This is a genomic window from Pseudomonas cichorii (assembly GCF_018343775.1).
GTDB classification, from domain to species: domain Bacteria; phylum Pseudomonadota; class Gammaproteobacteria; order Pseudomonadales; family Pseudomonadaceae; genus Aquipseudomonas; species Aquipseudomonas cichorii.
In genome coordinates this window covers 4,407,900-4,430,133 of the sequence record NZ_CP074349.1, presented here as the reverse complement: position 1 = coordinate 4,430,133, position 22,234 = coordinate 4,407,900, and the positions used below count along the sequence as shown (strand labels likewise).

Below are 22,234 nucleotides of genomic sequence, written 5' to 3'. Positions count from 1 at the left end.
TGGGAGCGACTTTAGTCGCGAAGAAGCTCTCACTTAACCCGCCATGTTCAGGCGGTTGCGGCCCTCGCGTTTGGCGACATACAAGGCCTTGTCGGCGCGGCGTAGCAGGCTGTCGGCCGATTCTGCCGGCAGCAGCGTCGAACAGCCCAGGCTGATGGTGGTGTTGAGCACGGTATTGCTTTCGTGGAACTTCAGTTCCAGCACTGCCTGGCGCAGGCGTTCACCGATCATGGCTGCACACTCGCGATCAGTGTTGGCAAGCACGACCACAAACTCTTCCCCGCCATACCTGAACATCCGGTCGACGCTGCGCAACTGAGTCTTGAGCGTATGGGCAATGGTGCGCAGCACCTCATCGCCGGTCTTGTGGCCGAAGTTGTCGTTGACGTTCTTGAAGTAATCGATATCCAGCATCAGCACTGAAAGCGGCTGTTTCTGGCGGTGCGACACTTCGATTTCCAGCATCAGGTTCTGGTCCATCGCGATCCGGTTGCCGGTATTGGTCAGCGGGTCGCGCAGTGCGCTTTGCATGGCGATGCGATACAGCAGCGCATTTTTCATGGGGTAGAGCAGGCAGATGATCAGTGACTCAAGCTCGCCCAGTTCCTGCTCGCTGAATGCCGTGTCGCGCTGGAATTCCAGATTCCCCAGGCATTCGTTCATGTGGCGCAAGGTGTAATGGGCACGGTGCTCCGCGCTTTCACCCAGTTGCAGGCTCAGGTCGCTACGGGAGTGTTCATAGATCAGCGCGGACAATGGCATGAGGCGTTGAATGCCACGGAAGAACATGCCAAGAATCTTTTCGGCTTCCAGACTGCTCTGTAACTGCTGGCTCAGTTGCTGAATGAGGGTGGGCAGATCAGCAGGAGGAAGAGGGGCCGCCGGTCGAGTGCGAGAGTCGAGCCTTTGCAATCTTGCAGTATCGAAATCAATTGTCTTGGGACCGGTCGGAGAACTCATGGCTTTACTCCTCTCATATCGTTGCTGGCTTGTGAGAGGCAGAGCGAAAGTCGTGCCATGTACGGTTTTTTGATCTAACTATTTGAATTTAAACGACTAATAAAGACGATCAAGAGACCGGGCAAGACAGTTCGACGTTTCCTTGACTCGGCATATTCATGAAATAAGCCTGCCGTGACGGATTTCCGCCAGGACAGGCTTTTGTGCAGCCGGCTTTATTGCGCGTTGAAAGCCTGGCCGTTGATGCCGGTGCTGTCGGGGCCCATCAGGTACAGATAGACCGGCATGATTTCCTCGGGCGTCGGGTTGTCCAGAGGGTTTTCCGCAGGGTAGGCCTGGGCTCGCATGCTGGTACGGGTTGCGCCGGGGTTGATGCTGTTGGAACGCACCGGCGCCACAGTGTCCAGTTCGTCGGCCAGGGTCTGCATCAGTCCTTCGGTAGCGAACTTCGACACGCCATAGGCGCCCCAGTAGGCGCGCCCCTTGCGGCCGACACTGCTTGAGGTGAATACCACCGATGCATCGGCGGACAGCTTGAGCAGTGGCAGCAGCGTGCTGGTCAGCATGAACGTCGCATTGACGTTGATGTGCATGACCCGCATGAAGTTCTCGCCGGATAACTGCTCCACGGGCGTGCGCGGGCCGATGATCGAGGCGTTGTGCAGCAGGCCGTCGAGATGGCCGAATTCGGTTTCGATCATCGCTGCCAGTTCATCGTATTGATGGGGCAGGGCGGTTTCCAGGTTGAACGGGATGACCACAGGCTGAGGATGACCAGCCGCTTCGATCTCGTCATACACCTGAGTCAGGTTGGCTTCGGTCTTGCCCAGCAGCAGCACCGTGGCGCCATGGGCTGCATAGGTCTTTGCTGCCGCAGCACCGATGCCGCGTCCTGCGCCAGTGACCAGAATCACCCGGTCCTTGAGCAGTTCGGGGCGGGCGGAGTAATCGAACATGGGAAACCTCTGTAGCTATTCAGTAAGGCTCAGCAACTGCACAGCGCGTTGTCCAGCACCTTGCGCAGGTCCAGCGGGTGATCCACGACCACATCGGCGCCCCAGTGATCGGGGTTGTCGTTGGGGTGGATATAGCCGTAACGCACGGCGGCTGTCTTGGTGCCAGCATCGCGACCTGACTCGATATCACGCAGGTCGTCGCCCACGAACAGCACGCTGGCCGGGTCAAGATCAAGCTGGCTGCAGGCCAGGATCAGCGGCTCGGGGTGAGGTTTGCTGTGGGTGACATGATCGGGGCAGATCAGCAGTGCCGAGCGCTCGGCCAGCCCGAGCTGTTCCATGATCGGCTGGGCGAAGCGCACCGGCTTGTTGGTGACGACGCCCCAGATCAGGCCGGACTTTTCGATATCGGCCAGCAATTGGGCCATGCCGTCGAAGAGTTTGCTGTGCACCGCGCAATCGCGCTGGTAGCGCTCCAGGAACTCCAGGCGCAGGGCCTCGAAGGCCGGGTCCTGCGGGGACATGGCAAAGGTCGCTGCGACCATGGCTTTGGCGCCGCCCGAGATTTCATCGCGAATCAGCTTGTCCGCCACTGCTGGCAAACCGCGATCGGCCAGCATTGCCTGGGAAATGGCGATGAAGTCCGGTGCGGTATCGAGCAATGTGCCGTCCATGTCGAATAGAACCGCTCTCAAGCGCATGCCTCATGCCTCCCGAAGTGTCTGGATCATGTAGTTGACGTCCACGTCCGAAGCCAGCTTGTAGTGCTTGGTCAGCGGGTTGTAGGTCAGGCCGATGATGTCCTTGACCTGCAGGCCTGCATCACGGCTCCAGGCACCCAGTTCCGACGGACGGATGAATTTCTTGAAATCATGGGTGCCGCGTGGCAGCAGGCCCATGATGTATTCGGCACCGACAATCGCGAACAGGTAGGCCTTGGGGTTGCGGTTGATGGTGGAGAAGAACACCTGACCACCGGGCTTGACCATGCGATAGCAGGCGCGGATCACGGAGGAAGGATCCGGCACGTGTTCGAGCATTTCCAGGCAAGTCACCACATCGAACTGCTCGGGCATTTCTTCAGCCAGGTCTTCGGCGGTGATCTGCCGGTATTCGACGCTCACGCCGGATTCGAGCTGATGCAACTGGGCCACGGCCAACGGCGCTTCGCCCATGTCGATACCGGTCACGGTGGCGCCGCGCAAGGCCATGGCCTCGCTGAGAATGCCGCCGCCACAACCGACATCCAGGACTTTCTTGCCGGCCAGATTGACCCGTTCGTCGATCCAGTTGACCCGAAGCGGATTGATATCGTGCAGCGGCTTGAACTCGCTTTCACGATCCCACCAGCGATGTGCCAGTGCCTCGAATTTGGCGATTTCTGCGCGGTCGACGTTGCTCATGGGAGTTACCTCTTGAACTTGAAATTCGTTTCGGCAGCCCGGCGATCAACAAGCCAGGCCTTCATGTATTCAATTTGCGCCGCTGATGCGCTTGCCCCAGGCAATGGCGGTTTCGCGCAGCGCCTGCTCATCCATGCGGGTCAGGCGGCGGTTGTCGAGCAATTGCTTGCCTGCCACCCAGACATGGCTCACGCAATCGCGACCGGTGGCATATATAAGCTGTGACACTGGATCATAGATCGGTTGCTGCTCCAGCCTGGAAAGATCGAACGCGACCATGTCCGCCGCCTTGCCGATTTCCAGTGAGCCGGTTTCTGCCTGGATACCCAGGGCGCGTGCGCCGTTCAGGGTTGCCATGCGCAAGGCACGGTGGGCGTCCAGCGCCGTAGCCGAGCCTGCGACAGCCTTGGCCAGCAGGGCGGCGGTGCGGGTTTCGCCCAGCAGGTCCAGGTCATTGTTGCTGGCCGCGCCATCGGTGCCCACGGCTACGTTGACACCGGCTTGCCACAGACGCTCCACCGGGCAGAAGCCACTGGCCAGTTTCAGGTTGGATTCCGGGCAATGCAGCACGCTGGAGTTGCTTTCTACCAGTAATGCCAGGTCGTCGTCGCTGATTTGTGTCATGTGTACGGCCTGGAAACGCGGGCCCAGCAGGCCGAGACGGTTCAGGCGCGCCAATGGCCGCTCCTGGCGTTGTTCGAGGGCCTGCTCCACTTCGAAGGCGGTTTCATGCACATGCATCTGGATCATGGCGTCGAGTTCGTCGGCAATGACCCGGACCTTTTCCAGGTTTTCGTCGCTGACGGTGTAGGGCGCATGAGGGCCGAAGGCAACCTTGATGCGCGGGTGATGAATCAGGTCGTTGAACAGCTCGACGCCGATATGCAGGGATTCATCGGTGGTTCTGGCGCCAGGAATCGGGAAGTCCAGCACCGGCACGGTGATCTGGGCGCGGATCCCGCTGTTATGGACGCGATCGGCAGCGACCTTGGGATAGAAGTACATGTCCGAGAAACAGGTGATGCCGCCCTTGATCTGCTCGGCAATGGCCACATCCGTGCCATCACGAACGAAGTCTTCGGTGACCCATTTGCCCTCGGCCGGCCAGATATGGTCCTGCAGCCAGGTCATCAGCGGCAGATCGTCGGCCAGGCCGCGGAAAAGGGTCATTGCCGCATGGCCGTGGGCATTGATCAGCCCTGGAGTGAGCAGCATGCCAGGCAGTTCCTGTATTTGCAGGGCATTCTGCTTCAAGGCTTCGGCCCTCGGGCCAATGTAGGCGATGCAGCCGTCACGGATGCCCAGCCCGTGCTCCTTGAGTACGACGCCTGCGGGCTCGACCGGCACCAGCCAGGTGGGCAGGAGCAGAAGGTCGAGCGGTGCGGTGGCGTTCGGCATGACAAGGCTTCCAGGGCTTATTGCAGTAATGGCGAAGTATACCCGAGCACCTTCGCGGTCGGCTCGCTATAATCGTCCCCTTTTGATTCCGGGCTGTGGGTTTTCGAGATGGAGTGGGTGGTAATGCGCGATCGGCTATTGGCTGCAGAGAAGGTAAAGGCCATCGATTGGCGAGATGACACTCTGTATCTCCTGGATCAGCGTGTGCTTCCGTTCGAGGAAACCTGGCACGCTTACAGCAGCGCTGCGGCAGTGGCCGAGGCCATTCGCACGATGGTGGTGCGCGGTGCGCCTGCCATCGGTATCGCGGCAGCTTATGGCGTTGTGCTGGGGGCTCGCGCCCGTTTCGCGGCGGGTGGCGACTGGCTGACGGCGCTGGAGGCGGATTTCTCGCTGCTCGCGGACTCGCGTCCTACGGCGGTCAATCTGTTCTGGGCGCTGAACCGGATGCGCGACCGCCTGCAACGGCTCAAGGAAGGGGATAACCCTCTGACTGTTCTGGAGGCCGAAGCCGTTGCGATTCACCTGAGCGACCGTGAAGCCAACCTGACCATGGCGCAACTGGGTGCGGATCTGATTCGCAAGCATCAGGGCAATCTTCAGGCGGTCCTGACCCATTGCAATACCGGCGCCCTGGCCACGGGCGGCTTTGGCACTGCGCTGGGCGTGATCCGGGCTGCGCATCTGGAAGGCATGATCGAACACGTCTACGCCGATGAAACCCGGCCATGGTTGCAAGGCTCGCGCCTGACGGCCTGGGAACTGGCCAACGAGGGTATTCCGGTCACTCTCAATGCTGATTCTGCCGCTGCGCACCTGATGCGCACCAAAGGCATCACCTGGGTCATTGTCGGTGCCGACCGCATTACCGCCAATGGCGACGTGGCCAACAAGATTGGCACGTATCAACTGGCAGTCGCGGCCATGCACCATGGTGTGCGCTTCATGGTGGTGGCGCCCAGTTCCACGATCGACATGGACACGGCCAGCGGTGAAGACATCGTCATTGAAGAGCGTGACGGTCGCGAGCTGCTGGAAGTGGGCGGTCATCGGGTGGGCGCTGATGTCGAGGCTTTCAATCCGGTATTCGATGTGACGCCTGCGGACCTGATCGACGCCATCGTGACCGAAAAGGGCATCGTCGAACGGCCGGATACCGCCAAGATGGCTCTGCTCATGAGTCGCAAGCACCTTCATTGATGGTTTTGCGGGTGGCCTGTTTTCAGCGCTTTCAAAGGATAGGAGCGTGACAGCGATTGTGGTAATATCCGGCGGTTTCCAACGGCGCTATCAGTAGTCGCCCTTACTGCGCAGATCCATGGCATAACTCGTTGATTTGTCGTAAGTCGTTGCCTGGCAAATGCCGGCAGCGGCGAGCTTCGTCTATCCCGTATGGATGTACGAGGTTTCACCAGAAAAAGGAATCAGGCTTCTCATGGGCGAACTGGCCAAAGAAATCCTCCCGGTCAATATCGAAGACGAGCTGAAGCAGTCCTACCTCGACTACGCAATGAGCGTAATCGTCGGGCGTGCACTGCCGGATGCGCGCGATGGCTTGAAGCCCGTGCACCGGCGTGTGCTGTACGCAATGAGCGAGCTGGGTAACGACTGGAACAAGCCGTACAAGAAATCCGCTCGTGTGGTTGGTGACGTAATCGGTAAGTACCACCCGCATGGCGATACCGCTGTCTACGACACCATCGTTCGTATGGCGCAGCCCTTCTCGCTGCGCTACCTGCTGGTAGACGGTCAGGGCAACTTCGGTTCGGTCGACGGCGACAATGCCGCGGCCATGCGATACACCGAAGTGCGCATGACCAAGCTGGCTCACGAGCTGCTGGCCGACCTGCACAAGGAAACCGTGGACTGGGTGCCCAACTATGACGGCACCGAGCTTATCCCGGCGGTCATGCCCACCCGTATTCCCAATCTGCTGGTCAACGGTTCCAGCGGTATTGCCGTGGGCATGGCGACCAACATTCCGCCGCACAACCTCGGTGAAGTCATCGACGGCTGTCTGGCCCTGATCGACAATCCCGAAGTGACTGTCGATGAGTTGATGCAATACATTCCCGGCCCGGACTTCCCGACGGCGGGGATCATCAACGGCCGTGCCGGCATCATCGAAGCCTATCGCACCGGCCGTGGCCGCATTTATATGCGTGCCCGTTCCATCGTCGAAGACATCGACAAGGTGGGCGGTCGTCAGCAGATCGTCATCACCGAGCTGCCGTACCAGTTGAACAAGGCTCGCCTGATCGAGAAGATCGCCGAGCTGGTAAAAGAGAAGAAACTCGAAGGTATCACCGAGCTGCGCGACGAGTCCGACAAGGACGGTATGCGCGTGGTCATCGAGCTGCGTCGTGGCGAGGTTCCAGAGGTCATCCTCAACAACCTCTACGCCCAGACCCAGCTGCAAAGCGTATTCGGCATCAACATCGTTGCGTTGATAGACGGTCGTCCGCGAATCCTCAACCTCAAGGATCTGCTGGAAGCATTCGTGCGTCACCGCCGCGAAGTGGTTACCCGCCGTACCGTCTTTGAACTGCGCAAGGCGCGTGAGCGCGGGCACATTCTCGAAGGTCAGGCCGTTGCGCTGTCGAACATCGACCCGGTCATCGCCCTCATCAAGGCTTCGCCTTCTTCGGCTGAAGCCAAGGAAGCACTGATCAGCACGCCCTGGGAATCCAGCGCTGTGGTTGAAATGGTCGAGCGTGCCGGTGCCGATTCCTGCCGTCCTGAGAACCTCGATCCGCAGTACGGCCTGCGTGATGGCAAGTATTTCCTGTCGCCGGAACAGGCGCAGGCGATTCTTGAGTTGCGTCTGCATCGTCTGACCGGTCTGGAGCATGAAAAACTGCTCACCGAGTATCAGGAAATCCTCGGCCAGATCGGCGAGCTGATCCGCATCCTGGGCAGCGCCACGCGCCTGATGGAAGTGATCCGCGAAGAACTGGAACTGATTCGCTCCGAATATGGCGACGTGCGCCGCACCGAGATTCTCGATGCGCGCCTTGACCTGACCCTGGGCGACCTGATCACCGAAGAAGAGCGTGTTGTCACCATTTCCCACGGCGGCTATGCCAAGACCCAGCCATTGGCGGTCTATCAGGCTCAGCGTCGTGGCGGTAAAGGCAAATCGGCTACCGGCATCAAGGATGAGGACTACATTGCTCACCTGCTGGTCGCCAACAGCCACACCACGCTGCTGATGTTCTCCAGCAAGGGCAAGGTCTACTGGCTCAAGACCTACGAGATTCCGGAAGCGTCCCGTGCCGCTCGTGGTCGTCCGCTGGTCAACCTGTTGCCGCTGGACGAAGGTGAATACATCACCGCCATGCTGCCGATCGATCTTGAGGCACTGCAGCAGAGTTCGGGGGCCGATGACGAGCTGGAAGATGCCGAAGACTCGGTGATCGAAGGTGAAGTGGTCGAGGCCGAGGAAGCCGAGGAAGAAGATGGCGATACGCCGGAACTGGTTGCAGAGCCGACCGGCGCCTACATCTTCATGGCTACAGCCTTCGGTACGGTCAAGAAGACGCCTCTGGCACAGTTCTCCCGTCCTCGCTCCAGCGGCCTGATTGCCCTGAAGCTCAAGGAAGGCGACACCCTTATTGCTGTTGCGATTACCGACGGTGCCAAGGAAGTCATGCTGTTCTCCGACGCCGGCAAGGTCATCCGTTTCGCCGAGAGCGATGTTCGTCAGATGGGCCGCGGCGCTCGCGGTGTGCGCGGGATGAAGATCGGCAAGGGTCGACTGATTTCCATGCTGATCCCCGAGTCGGGCGCGCAGATTCTCACCGCTTCCGAGCGTGGTTTCGGCAAGCGTACCCTGTTGAGCAAGTTCCCGCGTCGCGGTCGTGGTGGTCAGGGCGTTATCGCAATGGTCACCAAGGGGCGTAACGGTAAGTTGATCGGCGCTGTGCAGGTTCAGGAAGGCGAGGAAATCATGCTGATTTCCGATCAGGGTACGCTGGTGCGCACCCGGGTCGACGAAGTCTCCCGTCTGGATCGCAACACCCAGGGTGTCACCCTGATCAAGCTGGCCACCGACGAAACTCTGGTGGGTCTGGAGCGTGTCCAGGAGCCATCGGAAGTCGAAGATGACGAACTTGACGGTGAAATCGTGGATGGCGTCGTTGTCGAGGCAGATGATGCCGACGATCTGCAAGTCGATGCCGATGCAGCAGCGGACGATGACGAAACACAAGGCTGAGCGGTAACGTAAATCCGGCAAGGGCTGGCTCGTCTGTGAGTGCGTATGCATTGCAGGCGAGTCGGCCCTTGCAACATTCGGTCAGTAGACCGGAAAAGCAGCGCGTAAGACCCAACGCATTTGACGAGAGTGGATATGAGCAAGCGAGCCTTTAACTTTTGCGCAGGTCCCGCTGCGCTTCCCGAAGCGGTTCTGTTGCGTGCCCAGGCGGAGCTTCTGGACTGGCATGGCAAGGGCCTGTCCGTGATGGAAATGAGCCATCGCAGCGATGAGTTCGTCTCCATTGCCACCAAGGCCGAGCAGGATCTTCGCGACCTGCTGACCATCCCCTCGAACTACAAGGTGCTGTTCCTGCAAGGCGGCGCCAGCCAGCAGTTTGCCCAGATTGCCCTGAACCTGCTGCCGGAAAACGGCAAGGCCGACTACATCGACACCGGCATCTGGTCGCAGAAGGCCATTGAAGAAGCCTCGCGCTACGGTACGGTCAATGTCGCCGCCAGCGCCAAGCCATACGACTATTTCGCCATTCCTGGTCAGAACGAATGGAAGCTGTCCAAGGACGCTGCCTATGTTCACTACGCGCCGAACGAAACCATCGGTGGCCTGGAGTTCGACTGGATTCCGGAAACGGGCGATGTGCCGCTGGTTGCCGACATGTCCTCCGACATTCTTTCCCGGCCGGTGGATGTATCGCGCTTCGGCATGATCTATGCCGGTGCCCAGAAGAATATCGGCCCGAGCGGCATCGTCGTCGTGATCATTCGCGAAGACCTGTTGGGTCGTGCCCGTGCGCTTTGCCCGACCATGCTCGATTACAAGGTCGCCGCCGACAACGGTTCGATGTACAACACGCCGCCGACCCTGGCCTGGTATCTGTCCGGCCTGGTTTTCGAGTGGCTCAAGGAGCAGGGTGGCGTCGAAGCCATCGGCAAGCTCAATGAAGTCAAGAAGCGCACCCTGTATGACTTCATCGATGCCAGCGAGTTGTACAGCAACCCGATCAACAAGCCTGACCGCTCCTGGATGAACGTGCCGTTCCGTCTGGCCGACGACCGTCTGGACAAGCCGTTTCTGGCGGGTGCCGATGCCAATGGCCTGCTCAACCTCAAGGGCCATCGCTCGGTCGGTGGCATGCGGGCTTCCATCTACAATGCTGTCGACATCAATGCAGTCAATGCGCTGGTGACCTACATGAAAGACTTCGAGAAGGAGCACGGCTGATGTCCGAGCAAGAACTCAAGGCGCTGCGAGTCCGCATCGACAGCCTGGACGAAAAGGTTCTGGAACTGATCAGCGAGCGTGCACGCTGCGCGCAGGAAGTGGCGCGGGTGAAAATGTCCTCGCTGGCGGAAGGCGAAGTGCCTGTGTTCTATCGCCCGGAGCGTGAGGCTCAGGTTCTCAAGCGTGTCATGGATCGTAATCGCGGTCCGTTGAGCAACGAAGAGATGGCGCGTCTGTTTCGCGAAATCATGTCTTCCTGCCTGGCGCTGGAGCAGCCGCTGAAGGTCGCTTATCTGGGGCCTGAAGGGACCTTTACCCAGGCTGCGGCCATGAAACACTTCGGGCATGCGGTCATCAGCCTGCCCATGGCGGCTATCGATGAAGTGTTCCGTGAAGTGGTTGCCGGTGCCGTGAATTTCGGCGTCGTGCCGGTGGAGAACTCCACCGAAGGTGCGGTCAACCATACCCTCGACAGCTTCCTCGAGCATGACATGGTCATCTGTGGCGAAGTCGAGCTGCGCATTCACCACCATTTGCTGGTCGGTGAAAGCACCAAGACCAAAAGCATCAGCCGCATCTATTCCCATGCCCAGTCGCTGGCCCAGTGTCGCAAGTGGCTGGACGCTCATTACCCGAATGTCGAGCGCGTGGCGGTTGCCAGCAACGCCGAAGCGGCCAAGCGGGTCAAGAGCGAGTGGAACTCCGCAGCCATTGCCGGGGATATGGCTGCAGACCTGTATGGCCTGACCCGTCTGGCCGAGAAGATCGAAGATCGTCCCGACAACTCCACGCGGTTCCTGATCATCGGCAGTCAGGAAGTGCCACCGACCGGTGACGACAAGACCTCGATCATTGTGTCGATGAGCAACAAACCGGGCGCCTTGCATGAGCTGCTGGTGCCGTTCCATGAGAATGGCCTGGACCTGACTCGCATCGAAACCCGTCCGTCGCGTAGTGGTAAGTGGACTTACGTGTTCTTCATCGATTTCGTAGGGCATCACCAGGATCCGCTGGTCAAGGCGGTGCTGGAGAAGATCAGTCATGAAGCCGTTGCCTTGAAGGTACTGGGTTCCTACCCGAAAGCGGTTCTTTGAAGGGACGATACATGAGCAGCGATTTCCTCACCCCGGCGCTGCCGGGCGTGCAAACAGGTTCGCCTTGCGCGGGTGTCAGCCACAAGGTTTCTGCGCGTGGTTGATTTCGCGCAGATATCCGCTCGACCTGTCATCGGTCGGCTTGTGGTCGTCGGTCTGGGCTTGATCGGCGGCTCCTTTGCAAAAGGTGTTCGCGAAAGCGGTCTGTGCCGTGAAGTGGTGGGGGTCGATCTTGACCCGAAATCCCGCGCATTGGCCGTTGAACTGGGTGTTGTGGACCGCTGTGAGGCGGATCTGGCGACCGCTTGTCAGGGCGCAGATGTCATTCAGCTTGCTGTCCCGATTCTGGCCATGGAAAAGCTCCTTGGCCTGCTGGCGCCTCTGGACCTTGGCGATGCTATCCTGACTGATGTCGGTAGCGCCAAGGGCAATGTGGTGCGGGCTGCACGATTTGCCTTCGGTCATATGCCAACCCGCTTCGTGCCGGGGCATCCGATTGCCGGTTCCGAGCAGAGTGGCGTCGAGGCGTCCAACGCCGACTTGTTCCGACGTCACAAGGTGATCCTGACACCGCTGGCCGAGACGGATCCCGATGCCGTGGCACTGGTTGATCGTCTCTGGTCGGTGCTGGGTGCCGATGTCGAACACATGCAGGTCGAGCGTCACGATGAGGTGTTGGCTGCAACCAGTCATCTGCCACATCTGTTGGCATTCGGTCTGGTGGACTCCCTGGCCAAGCGTAACGAAAACCTGGAGATCTTCAGGTACGCGGCGGGCGGTTTCCGTGACTTCACCCGTATCGCGGGCAGTGATCCGGTGATGTGGCACGACATCTTCCTCGCCAACCGCGAAGCCGTTCTACGCACTCTGGATACATTCCGCAGTGATCTGGATGCCTTGCGTGAAGCGGTAGATACCGGCGACGGGCATCAACTGCTGGGTGTGTTCACCCGTGCGCGGGTTGCCCGGGAGCACTTCGGCAAGATTCTGGCTCGCCGTGCCTATGTAGAGCCTGTCAGCGCAGATGATCTGGTTTTTGTCGCCAACCCTGGCGGTAGTGTCAGTGGCAGTATTCGCGTGCCGGGAGACAAATCCATCTCCCATCGCTCTATCATGCTGGGTTCTCTGGCTGAAGGCGTTACCGAGGTCGAAGGCTTTCTAGAAGGGGAGGACGCGCTGGCGACCTTGCAGGCCTTCCGTGACATGGGGGTCGTGATCGAAGGGCCGCATCATGGTCGCGTGATCATTCATGGTGTCGGTTTGCGTGGCCTGAAGGCTGCGCCCGGTCCGATCTACCTGGGCAATTCCGGAACCTCCATGCGCCTGCTGGCAGGTCTGCTGGCGGCTCAGGATTTCAACAGCACCCTGACGGGTGATGCCTCGTTGTCAAGGCGTCCCATGAGTCGTGTGGTCGATCCTTTGCGGGCCATGGGCGCGGTCATCGAAACGGCGGCCGATGGTCGTCCTCCGCTGACCATTCATGCTGTCGGCAAGCTTTCGGGTCAGGCTTATGACACGCCGATGGCCAGTGCTCAGGTCAAATCCTGTCTGTTATTGGCCGGGCTATATGCCGATGGCGAGACTATAGTCAGCGAGCCGGTGCTCACTCGTGATCATACCGAGCGCATGCTGCGTGGCTTCGGCTACCCGGTGTCTGCCGAGGGCAACACCGTTTCGCTGGAGTCCGGGCACAGGCTGCTGGCGACCCGTATAGAAGTGCCTGCCGATATTTCCTCGGCCGCGTTTTTCATGGTGGCGGCATCCATTACCGAAGGTTCCGAGTTGTTGCTCGAGCATGTGGGTGTCAATCCGACACGTGCGGGTGTTATCGATATCCTTCGCCTTATGGGCGGTGATATCACTCTGGAAAACCCCCGGGAAGTCGGTGGCGAGCCGGTTGCGGATCTGCGGGTCCGTTCGGCCTCCCTGAAGGGGATCGAGATTCCCGAAGCACTGGTCCCGTTGGCTATCGACGAGTTTCCTGTGCTGTTCATCGCAGCGGCCTGCGCTCAGGGACGTACTGTCCTGCGCGGTGCGCAGGAGTTGCGTGTCAAGGAGTCGGACCGGATTCAGGCCATGGCTGATGGTCTGCTGGCGTTGGGTATCAAGGTTGAGCCCAAGCCGGATGGCATTATTATTGAGGGCGGTTCCATGGGCGGTGCCGAGATCGATGCTCATGGCGATCACCGCATTGCAATGGCATTCAGCGTTGCATCACTGCGGGCATCGGCACCGATCCGTATTCACGATTGTGCGAACGTCGCCACATCGTTTCCCAATTTTCTGGCGCTGTGCGCTCAAGTCGGTATGCGTGTCGCGCAAGAGGATAAAAAGTGAAAATCAAAGCACCTGTTATTACCATCGACGGCCCTAGCGGTTCTGGAAAGGGCACTGTTGCAGGCTTGCTGGCCAGGCATCTGGGCTGGTGTCTGCTCGATTCCGGGGCTCTTTACCGTCTGCTTGCCTTTGCGGCGCGCAATCATGGTGTCGACCTGACCAATGAAGAAGCCCTGAAGCTGCTGGCTGCGCATCTCGATGTGCAGTTCGAGACGGCTTCAGGTGGTCAGGGCCAGCGCATCATCCTCGAAGGCGAGGACGTTACCCATGCCATCCGCAACGAGCAGATCGGCAGCGGCGCTTCCCAGGTTGCTTCCTTGCCTGCCGTTCGCGATGCCTTGCTGCAGCGCCAGCGTGCGTTTCAGGAAGAACCCGGGCTGGTGGCCGATGGCCGTGACATGGGAACGGTGGTATTTCCCGACGCGCCCCTGAAGGTTTTTCTCACTGCCAGTGCCGAGGAGCGTGCACGCCGTCGTTACTTGCAGTTGAAGGCAAAGGGTGATGATGTTAGTCTGTCGAGTCTGCTAGATGAGATATGTGCGCGCGACGAGCGTGACACCCAGCGAGCGGTAGCCCCGCTCAAGCCGGCGCATGACGCCATACAGCTGGATTCCACTGAATTATCCATCGAGCAGGTGCTGGAACGCATTCTGAGTGAGGTCGCGCTACGCGATATCGCCGGGTGATCAAGGAGCTGCACAGGCGACCAGATTCAGTCCTGACAGCTTCCTTTTACATGAACGAAACCCACGTTTTCTGGGACGTGGCAGATGGGCGTATTCTTCGCCCTTGATCAACAGGAATTAAAATGAGCGAAAGCTTTGCAGAACTTTTTGAAGAAAGCCTAAAAACCCTGAACCTTCAGCCGGGCGCTATCATTACCGGTATCGTTGTCGACATCGACGGCGATTGGGTAACTGTACACGCTGGTCTGAAGTCCGAAGGCGTCATCCCGCTCGAGCAGTTCTACAACGATGCTGGCGAGCTGACCATCAAGGTCGGTGACGAAGTTCACGTCGCGCTGGACGCGGTAGAAGACGGCTTTGGCGAAACCAAGCTGTCCCGCGAAAAAGCCAAGCGCGCCGAGTGCTGGATTGTTCTGGAAGCGGCTTTCGCAGCTGAAGAAGTGGTCAAGGGCGTTATCAACGGTAAGGTTAAAGGCGGCTTCACTGTCGACGTTAACGGCATCCGTGCGTTCCTGCCAGGTTCTCTGGTTGACGTCCGTCCAGTGCGCGACACCACGCACCTGGAAGGCAAAGAGCTCGAGTTCAAGGTCATCAAACTGGACCAGAAGCGCAACAACGTTGTCGTTTCCCGTCGCAGCGTTCTGGAAGCCGAGAACAGTGCAGAGCGTGAAGCACTGCTCGAGTCCCTGCAGGAAGGCCAGCAAGTCAAAGGTATCGTCAAGAACCTCACCGATTACGGCGCATTCGTCGATCTGGGTGGCGTCGATGGCCTGCTGCACATCACCGACATGGCCTGGAAGCGTATCAAGCATCCATCGGAAATCGTCAATGTTGGCGATGAGATCGATGTAAAAGTCCTGAAGTACGATCGCGAGCGCAATCGTGTTTCCCTGGGCCTGAAGCAACTGGGCGAAGACCCATGGGTTGCTATCAAGGCTCGTTACCCGGAAAGCACCCGCGTAACCGCGCGTGTAACCAACCTGACCGACTACGGCTGCTTCGCAGAGCTGGAAGAAGGCGTGGAAGGCCTGGTACACGTTTCCGAAATGGACTGGACCAACAAGAACATCCACCCATCCAAAGTCGTTCAGGTTGGCGACGAAGTGGAAGTCATGGTTCTGGACATCGACGAAGAGCGTCGTCGTATCTCCCTCGGCATCAAACAGTGCAAATCCAACCCATGGGAAGATTTCTCTGGCCAGTTCAACAAGGGCGATAAAATCTCCGGCACCATCAAGTCGATCACCGATTTCGGTATCTTCATTGGTCTGGACGGCGGCATCGACGGTCTGGTTCACCTGTCCGACATCTCCTGGAACGAAGTGGGCGAAGAAGCCGTACGTCGCTTCAAGAAGGGCGACGAGCTCGACACAGTCATCCTGTCTGTTGATCCAGAGCGTGAGCGCATCTCCCTGGGTATCAAGCAGCTGGAAAGCGATCCGTTCTCCGAGTACGTCACTGTCAATGACAAAGGCGCTATCGTTCGCGGTACCGTTAAAGAAGTTGACGCCAAAGGCGCCATCATCACTCTGGCCGACGACATCGAAGCTACCCTCAAAGCCTCCGAAATCAGCCGTGACCGCGTTGAAGACGCGCGTAACGTTCTGAAAGAAGGCGAAGAGATCGAAGCCAAGATCATCAGCGTTGACCGCAAGAGCCGCGTAATCAGCCTGTCCATCAAGTCGAAAGACGTTGAAGACGAGAAAGAAGCTATCCAGAGCCTGCGTAGCAAGCCTGAAGCTGCTGAAAGCACTGGTCCTACCACTATTGGTGACCTGCTGCGTGCGCAGATGGAAAAACAGAACTAAGTTCTGCTTGACCATTAAAAAGGGCGACTTCGGTCGTCCTTTTTTGTGGGCGCTATTCGGGGCTTATAGCGCAGCGTTCAGTGTGCCGCTGTCCCGGTGCTTTAAACGTTTTAAACGTCTCCAGGTGCCTTGCAGGCCGCACCCTGCCTGGTGTCACTGTCCCTGCCGTCCATTTCTCTTCCCGCTGTCATGCTCCGGTCATGGATTCATGGCTGGTTGTTATGGGTTCACATAAGTCAATACATGGGCTGTTCAAATTCGTCCGGTCATGCTAAAACCTTCGGAGCGCTGATCTAGCTGCTTGAAAAAGAAGGGAAAAATATGACGAAGTCGGAGTTGATCGAACGAATTGTCACCCATCAAGGGCTGCTCTCATCCAAGGATGTCGAGTTGGCCATCAAGACCATGCTTGAACAAATGTCCCAGTGCCTGGCGACAGGCGACCGCATAGAAATACGCGGGTTCGGCAGCTTTTCCCTGCATTACCGCGCACCGCGGGTAGGGCGCAATCCAAAAACGGGCCAGTCTGTCAGCCTCGACGGAAAATTCGTTCCTCACTTCAAGCCAGGCAAGGAGTTACGGGATCGAGTCAACGAGGATGAAGAAGAGGGCCTCTGAGGCCGATAACCAGAGGATCAGTGGATGCACATCTTCAAACGAATCATCGTGCTCGTCGTTGCGTTGCTTGTCGTTCTGGCAACGGCGGTGTTCATGCTTGAAAACCGGCAGCCTGTTACGCTGGTCTTTTTCGGCTGGTCGGCCCCCGAGCTTTCCCAGGCTGTTCCTGTGGTTCTTGCTCTTTTGCTGGGTATGCTGGTTGGCCCTGTCCTGGCATGGCTGGCAAGCTTGCGTAAAAAGCGCGTACGCTCAGCCCGTTCAGTCTAGAGCCTGAAGCAGGCACTTTTGCCTGCTGTGGTACGAAAAGGTTCAGTCCCGCTTCCCCTTGTATCCCCTCAGGGCTTCAGGCATCTGTGCTTGATGCATTCTTGTTGTTTTCTGGTTTCCGACTATTTCCTTCGTTCGCTCATAAAGTTGTATATCTGATTTTTTTTGTAGGACCTTTCTTGTTGTTTATTGGGAATAACTACTTCTGTTTGTGGGCTTATTAGTCATACTTTGAGCCTTACCCATATTTCAGGGCGTTTGCTGTAATTTTCTTTGCGTTAGTATTTCTGTTGCTGCTCTTGTGCTCACCTGTCAAGACTTGAAGATAAACCTTTGCAGCGCAAAATAGGCCATCTCTTTTAAAGTCGGATGTCAGGCTCCGGTGTTCTTGCAAAACCGGACTTGCTGAAATAGGTGGCTGTATGTCTTTCCCTGAAATCATTCATCATGGCGCAACCCGGAGTGTGTCCGGTTCCTGTCACCAGTTATGTATGGATGCGGCTCATAGTCTGTTGATTGATTGTGGTGCTATTCAACATGACGGTCCGGGCACTGAAGCCGGTAAGTTCAGTTTCTCTGCTGCCGATATCAAGGCGTTCATTGTTACTCACGTACATGCCGACCATGTAGGGCGTATTCCAGCGTTGCTGGCTTCAGGCTATCAGGGGCCTGTATTATGCAGTGAGCCTTCTGCGCATTTATTGCCTCTGGTCATGGAGGATCAACTGAAACTCGAGTTTCACCATGACCGCAAACAGATAGACCGAAATCTTGCAGCGATTGAAAAGCGCATCATTGCCTTGCCCTTCGATCACTGGTTTACCTTGGTCAATACCGATGCTCTTGTCTGCCGGGTCCGCCTGCAACGTGCCGGCCATATCCTGGGTTCTGCCTATGTCGAGTGCGATCTTCAGTATCTGCTGGAGGGGCGTACGGAGCGTGTGGTGTTTTCGGGCGATCTGGGGGCAGGTGATGCGCCGATGCTTCCCGCTCCGAAATCCCCCGAGCGTGCAGACATTCTTGTGCTTGAGAGTACTTATGGCGATCGTCTTCATGAGGACCGCAGCACGCGGCAATTGCGTCTTGAGCAAGTCATCGATCAGGCGCTGGAAGATCATGGCACGGTTCTGATTCCCGCCTTCAGCATGGGGCGTACTCAGGAGCTGCTATACGAGCTGGAAGATATCCTGCGACGCAAGGCCTTGCTGGGCGAGCCTGCCGATGGGGCTGACGGGAGCGCCTTGCCGGTGAACTGGCCGCAATTGCCGATCATTCTCGATTCTCCCCTGGCAAGCCGCTTCACGGGCGTTTATCAGGCATTTGAAGACTATTGGGACGACGAGGCGCAAGCGCGTCTCAAGAGCGGCAGACAGCCTCTGGGGTTCTCTCAATTGATTACCATCGATACTCATGAACGGCATTTGCAGACGGTCAACTATCTGACCAGCACCGCTCGACCCGCTATCGTCATCGCAGGCAATGGTATGTGCGCAGGCGGGCGCATTGTCAATTACCTGAAGGCCATGCTGGGTGATCGGCGGCACAATGTGGTTTTCGTGGGTTATCAGGCCAAGGGCACGCCAGGCGCTGCGATCCAGAAGCATGGTCCGGTCGGCGGATATGTCGAGCTTGACCGTGAACGCTTTGATATTCGTGCCGGTGTCTCGACGGTCGCCGGTTATTCCGCCCATGCGGATCAGGAGGGGCTGGTCAGGTTTGTAACTTCGATGGCCGAGTGGCCGGGCCAGATCAGGCTGGTACATGGCGAGGCTGGGGCGAAGAAGACGTTGGCCAATCTTCTGAACAGGAAGTACTCGCTGGCCAATAAACGTCTTGAGCTGGTAGTACCTTGAGCCTGGTCTTTTGAAGGCTATCTGATCCTATTCACATGTCTTCAGTCCCAGGCAAGAAGTGTTTTTCGCAAAAGCTTTGCGATTCTTTGCAGGCCGTTATTTCCAAAACCTGTACGATGCTCGATTGGGCACCATCGTGAAAGATGGATGACAGGATGAAAGAAACAGTACGGTCTTTTCTGGAACGCAAAAATGGTTGAGTGGTTCTCTGTAGTCGCTGTGGCGGTCTTATCTTTGGGGTTGACGGCAGTTCTTCGCAGGTACGCCCTGTCCAGAAGCCTGATGGATGTTCCAAATGCTCGTAGCTCACACAAGATTCCTACACCGCGAGGCGGTGGGGTTTCCATTGTTGTAGCCTTTTTGCTTGCCATTGTACTGCTGGGGCTCGGGGACCGGATTCCGTCTTCGGCCCTGATTGCCATTCTCGGCGCGGGCGGACTGGTTGCCGTGATCGGTTTCATGGACGATCACGGGCACATCGCAGCCCGCTGGCGGTTGCTGGGGCATTTCAGTGCGGCGGCATGGGCGCTGGCATGGCTGGGCGGGCTTGCACCGCTCGACTTCTTTGGCTTCACTCTGGATCTTGGGATCATCGGCCATATCCTTGCCGCTTTTTACCTCGTCTGGATGCTCAACCTCTACAACTTCATGGACGGTATCGACGGTATCGCCAGTATCGAGGCGGTGACCGTCTGCGCCGGGATCAGCCTCATTTACGTACTGGGCGATTTTGGTCAGTTGCTGTGGGGGCCTGTATTGCTGGCCGCCGCGGTCATGGGGTTTCTCTACTGGAACTTTCCACCGGCGCGGATATTCATGGGCGACGCGGGCAGCGGATTTCTGGGAATCGCGCTGGGCGTGCTCTCCTTGCAGGCAGCATGGGCTTCATCTCATCTTTTCTGGGCCTGGCTGATTCTGCTGGGAGTATTTATTGTCGATGCCACCGTGACGCTTACTTGTCGCCTGTTGCGTGGCGACAAGGTGTACGAAGCTCATCGCAGCCACGCCTACCAGTTCGCGTCGCGTCGCTATGGCAAGCACCTGCCCGTGACCCTTGCCGTTGGCTTCATCAATATCTTCTGGCTGCTGCCTGTGGCGCTATGGGTCGGTGTATTCGATGGCGACGGTTTGACCGGGTTGCTGATCGCTTATGTCCCGCTGGTACTCTTGGCTCTCAAGTTCGACGCAGGACAGCTTGAGTCCAATTGATTTGAGTATTCGCGTTTTCCCTATAGATTGAGTCATTGTATGTCGGCATTTGCTTTGAATATCAGGTGTAACGTTCTGTAGAGATCGAGGGGTAGCAAGGGCATGAACAGATTGCGAACTTTCCTGCTGGCGCTGCCGCGGCGGAAAAAGCGAATAGTTCAGGTTGTTGCCGACCTCATGCTGGTCTGGTTCGCACTGTGGATGGCATTTGTCGTTCGCCTGGGTGTTGAAGACCTGATTAACCCTCTGGAGAAGCACACCTGGCTTTTCATCAGTGCCCCGATCGTTGCCATCCCGTTGTTTATCCGCTTCGGGATGTACCGCGCTGTCATGCGCTACTTCGGCAACGATGCGCTGATCGCCATCATCAAGGCCGTCACACTCTCCGCGCTCATTCTTGGTTGCGTGGTCTATCTGTACAGTAACCATCAACACGTGGTTCCCCGTTCGGTCATGTTCAACTACTGGTGGTTGAGCATGGTCATGATCGGAGGCCTGCGTCTGGCGATGCGCCAATACTTTCTTGGTGACTGGTTCGTGGCGGGGCAGCACATACCTTTCAGCAATCGCGACGATGGCCTGCCCAAGGTTGCGATATATGGCGCGGGCGCTGCCGGCAATCAACTGGTAGCCGCCTTGCGAATGAGCAGGCTCATGCGCCCCGTCGCTTTTATCGACGATGACAAATCGATCTCCAATCGAGTGATTTCCGGGCTGCAGGTCTACAGACCCAAACATATTCAGCGCATGATCGAGGTCACCGGCGCCCAGGAAATCCTGTTGGCGATTCCGTCCGTATCGCGCGGTCGCCGCCGGGAAATCCTCGGCTTTCTGGAAGGCTTTCCTCTGCATGTGCGAAGCGTTCCGGGCTTCATGGATCTGGCCGCGGGGCGGGTCAAGGTCGATGATCTGCAAGAGGTCGACATTGCGGATCTGCTGGGACGCGACTCCGTACCCGCCAGGGAAAACCTGCTCGAACACTGCATCAAGGGGCAGACGGTTCTGGTGACAGGTGCCGGTGGTTCGATAGGTTCAGAGCTGTGCCGGCAGATACTGGAGCTGGGGCCCGTCAAGCTGCTGTTGCTCGATCACAGTGAGTTCAATCTCTATTCAATCCTCAGCGAGCTTGAGCAGCGTGTGACGCGAGAGTCTTTGCGGGTCAAGTTGCTGCCTATCCTAGGCTCCGTGCGTAATCATCCTAAGCTGCTGGATATCATGAAAACCTGGAAGGTCGACACGGTCTATCACGCAGCCGCCTACAAGCATGTGCCCATGGTCGAGCACAATATTGCAGAAGGCATCGCCAATAACGTCATCGGCACGCTCAACACCGCACAGGCGGCGTTGCAGGCAGGGGTTTCCAACTTCGTCCTGATTTCCACCGACAAGGCTGTCAGGCCCACCAATATCATGGGGAGCACCAAGCGCCTGGCCGAGTTGATCCTGCAGGCCCTGAGCCGTGAAACCGCACCGGTGATCCTGGGCGATGTCGCCAATGTTCATCAGGTCAACAAGACCCGTTTCATCATGGTTCGCTTTGGTAATGTGCTGGGTTCTTCGGGGTCGGTGATCCCGTTGTTCCACAAGCAGATCAAGTCTGGCGGGCCGCTGACAGTGACCCACCCGAAGATCACCCGTTACTTCATGACCATTCCCGAGGCGGCTCAACTGGTCATTCAGGCGGGCTCCATGGGGCAGGGGGGGGATGTCTTTGTCCTGGATATGGGCGAGCCCGTGAGGATCGTCGAACTGGCCGAAAAAATGATTCACCTGTCAGGCCTGAGCATTCGTTCGGAGAAAAACCCTCAAGGCGATATTTCCATCGAGTTCACCGGGTTGCGTCCGGGTGAAAAGCTTTACGAGGAATTGCTCATCGGTGAAAACGTGGTTGCCACCGAGCACCCGATGATCATGAGCGCCAACGAAGATCATCTGCAATGGGATGTGCTCAAGGGGCGACTGAAGGCGTTGCTTGAAGCCGTGGATAAAGATGATTACAACAGTGTCCGCCAATTGCTGCGGGAAACAGTCAGTGGCTACAGCCCGGAAGGTGAGATTGTTGACTGGATCTATCAGGCGCGCCGTCGTGAGCCGGACTTCAACTAATCGGGTTTTTTATACTATTCATAATGCCTGTTTCGTTATTAAAGTGTTTCATTGTTTTAGAGTCGAAATGGGAAACAAGTAGAAACTTTCTACTTCATTGAC

At 57.7% G+C, this 22,234-nt stretch carries 17 protein-coding genes and 1 pseudogene; 13 read left to right on the top strand and 5 right to left on the bottom strand.

Going from position 1 to position 22,234, the window contains the following annotated elements; genetic code table 11:
- Positions 1 to 33: 33 nt before the first annotated feature.
- From KGD89_RS18735 to KGD89_RS18715, 5 genes are all read right to left on the bottom strand, one after another.
- A complete protein-coding gene (locus tag KGD89_RS18735) occupies positions 34 to 960 on the bottom strand; it encodes a GGDEF domain-containing protein (protein ID WP_025261298.1) in 927 nt (308 codons plus the stop codon).
- Between the two features lie 215 nt (positions 961 to 1,175).
- Positions 1,176 to 1,916, bottom strand: coding sequence for a YciK family oxidoreductase (locus KGD89_RS18730; RefSeq protein WP_025261297.1), 741 nt, complete (start codon positions 1,914 to 1,916; stop codon positions 1,176 to 1,178).
- Between the two features lie 29 nt (positions 1,917 to 1,945).
- Positions 1,946 to 2,617 carry an N-acetylmuramic acid 6-phosphate phosphatase MupP gene (gene mupP, locus KGD89_RS18725; RefSeq protein WP_025261296.1) on the bottom strand — a complete coding sequence of 224 codons (672 nt, stop codon included), beginning with the start codon at positions 2,615 to 2,617 and terminating at the stop codon, positions 1,946 to 1,948.
- A gap of 3 nt (positions 2,618 to 2,620) precedes the next feature.
- Positions 2,621 to 3,319 carry a bifunctional 2-polyprenyl-6-hydroxyphenol methylase/3-demethylubiquinol 3-O-methyltransferase UbiG gene (gene ubiG / locus KGD89_RS18720; protein ID WP_025261295.1) on the bottom strand — a complete coding sequence of 233 codons (699 nt, stop codon included), beginning with the start codon at positions 3,317 to 3,319 and terminating at the stop codon, positions 2,621 to 2,623.
- A 69-nt stretch (positions 3,320 to 3,388) separates the two neighbouring features.
- Positions 3,389 to 4,717: a TRZ/ATZ family hydrolase gene (locus KGD89_RS18715; RefSeq protein WP_025261294.1), complete on the bottom strand. Its 1,329-nt coding sequence runs from the start codon at positions 4,715 to 4,717 to the stop codon at positions 3,389 to 3,391.
- 123 nt (positions 4,718 to 4,840) lie between these two features.
- Here KGD89_RS18715 and mtnA point away from each other — a divergent pair, with 123 nt between their 5' ends.
- The 13 genes and pseudogenes from mtnA (at position 4,841) to KGD89_RS18655 (ending at position 22,132) form a co-directional block, all read left to right on the top strand.
- Positions 4,841 to 5,917 carry an S-methyl-5-thioribose-1-phosphate isomerase gene (gene mtnA, locus KGD89_RS18710; protein ID WP_025261293.1) on the top strand — a complete coding sequence of 359 codons (1,077 nt, stop codon included), beginning with the start codon at positions 4,841 to 4,843 and terminating at the stop codon, positions 5,915 to 5,917.
- Positions 5,918 to 6,152: 235 nt separating this feature from the next.
- Positions 6,153 to 8,933, top strand: a complete 2,781-nt coding sequence (gyrA, locus tag KGD89_RS18705; RefSeq protein ID WP_025261292.1) for a DNA gyrase subunit A — start codon at positions 6,153 to 6,155, stop codon at positions 8,931 to 8,933.
- Positions 8,934 to 9,068: 135 nt separating this feature from the next.
- Complete coding sequence (gene serC / locus KGD89_RS18700) at positions 9,069 to 10,154, top strand: 3-phosphoserine/phosphohydroxythreonine transaminase (RefSeq protein WP_025261291.1); 1,086 nt, start codon at positions 9,069 to 9,071, stop codon at positions 10,152 to 10,154.
- Positions 10,154 to 11,248 carry a prephenate dehydratase gene (pheA, locus tag KGD89_RS18695; protein WP_025261290.1) on the top strand — a complete coding sequence of 365 codons (1,095 nt, stop codon included), beginning with the start codon at positions 10,154 to 10,156 and terminating at the stop codon, positions 11,246 to 11,248. Before serC ends, pheA begins: the two co-directional genes overlap by 1 nt.
- 96 nt (positions 11,249 to 11,344) lie before the next feature.
- Entirely contained in the window at positions 11,345 to 13,585 is a 2,241-nt protein-coding gene (locus tag KGD89_RS18690) for a bifunctional prephenate dehydrogenase/3-phosphoshikimate 1-carboxyvinyltransferase (protein WP_025261289.1), read from the top strand.
- A complete protein-coding gene (gene cmk, locus KGD89_RS18685; protein WP_025261288.1) occupies positions 13,582 to 14,271 on the top strand; it encodes a (d)CMP kinase in 690 nt (229 codons plus the stop codon). Before KGD89_RS18690 ends, cmk begins: the two co-directional genes overlap by 4 nt.
- A gap of 122 nt (positions 14,272 to 14,393) precedes the next feature.
- Complete coding sequence (rpsA, locus tag KGD89_RS18680) at positions 14,394 to 16,079, top strand: 30S ribosomal protein S1 (RefSeq protein ID WP_025261287.1); 1,686 nt, start codon at positions 14,394 to 14,396, stop codon at positions 16,077 to 16,079.
- Positions 16,080 to 16,400: 321 nt separating this feature from the next.
- Positions 16,401 to 16,697, top strand: a complete 297-nt coding sequence (gene ihfB / locus KGD89_RS18675) for an integration host factor subunit beta (RefSeq protein ID WP_003369729.1) — start codon at positions 16,401 to 16,403, stop codon at positions 16,695 to 16,697.
- A 24-nt stretch (positions 16,698 to 16,721) separates the two neighbouring features.
- Entirely contained in the window at positions 16,722 to 16,964 is a 243-nt protein-coding gene (locus tag KGD89_RS18670; protein WP_025261286.1) for a lipopolysaccharide assembly protein LapA domain-containing protein, read from the top strand.
- Between the two features lie 422 nt (positions 16,965 to 17,386).
- Positions 17,387 to 18,817 (top strand): MBL fold metallo-hydrolase RNA specificity domain-containing protein, encoded by a 1,431-nt coding sequence (locus KGD89_RS18665; protein ID WP_025261285.1) that lies wholly within the window; start codon positions 17,387 to 17,389, stop codon positions 18,815 to 18,817.
- A gap of 50 nt (positions 18,818 to 18,867) precedes the next feature.
- Positions 18,868 to 18,954: pseudogene (locus KGD89_RS26065) on the top strand (NAD-dependent dehydratase); the annotation flags it as partial.
- A 55-nt stretch (positions 18,955 to 19,009) separates the two neighbouring features.
- Entirely contained in the window at positions 19,010 to 20,026 is a 1,017-nt protein-coding gene (locus tag KGD89_RS18660) for an MraY family glycosyltransferase (RefSeq protein ID WP_025261284.1), read from the top strand.
- 102 nt (positions 20,027 to 20,128) lie between these two features.
- Positions 20,129 to 22,132: a polysaccharide biosynthesis protein gene (locus KGD89_RS18655; RefSeq protein ID WP_025261283.1), complete on the top strand. Its 2,004-nt coding sequence runs from the start codon at positions 20,129 to 20,131 to the stop codon at positions 22,130 to 22,132.
- The last annotated feature ends 102 nt before the right edge of the window (positions 22,133 to 22,234 follow it).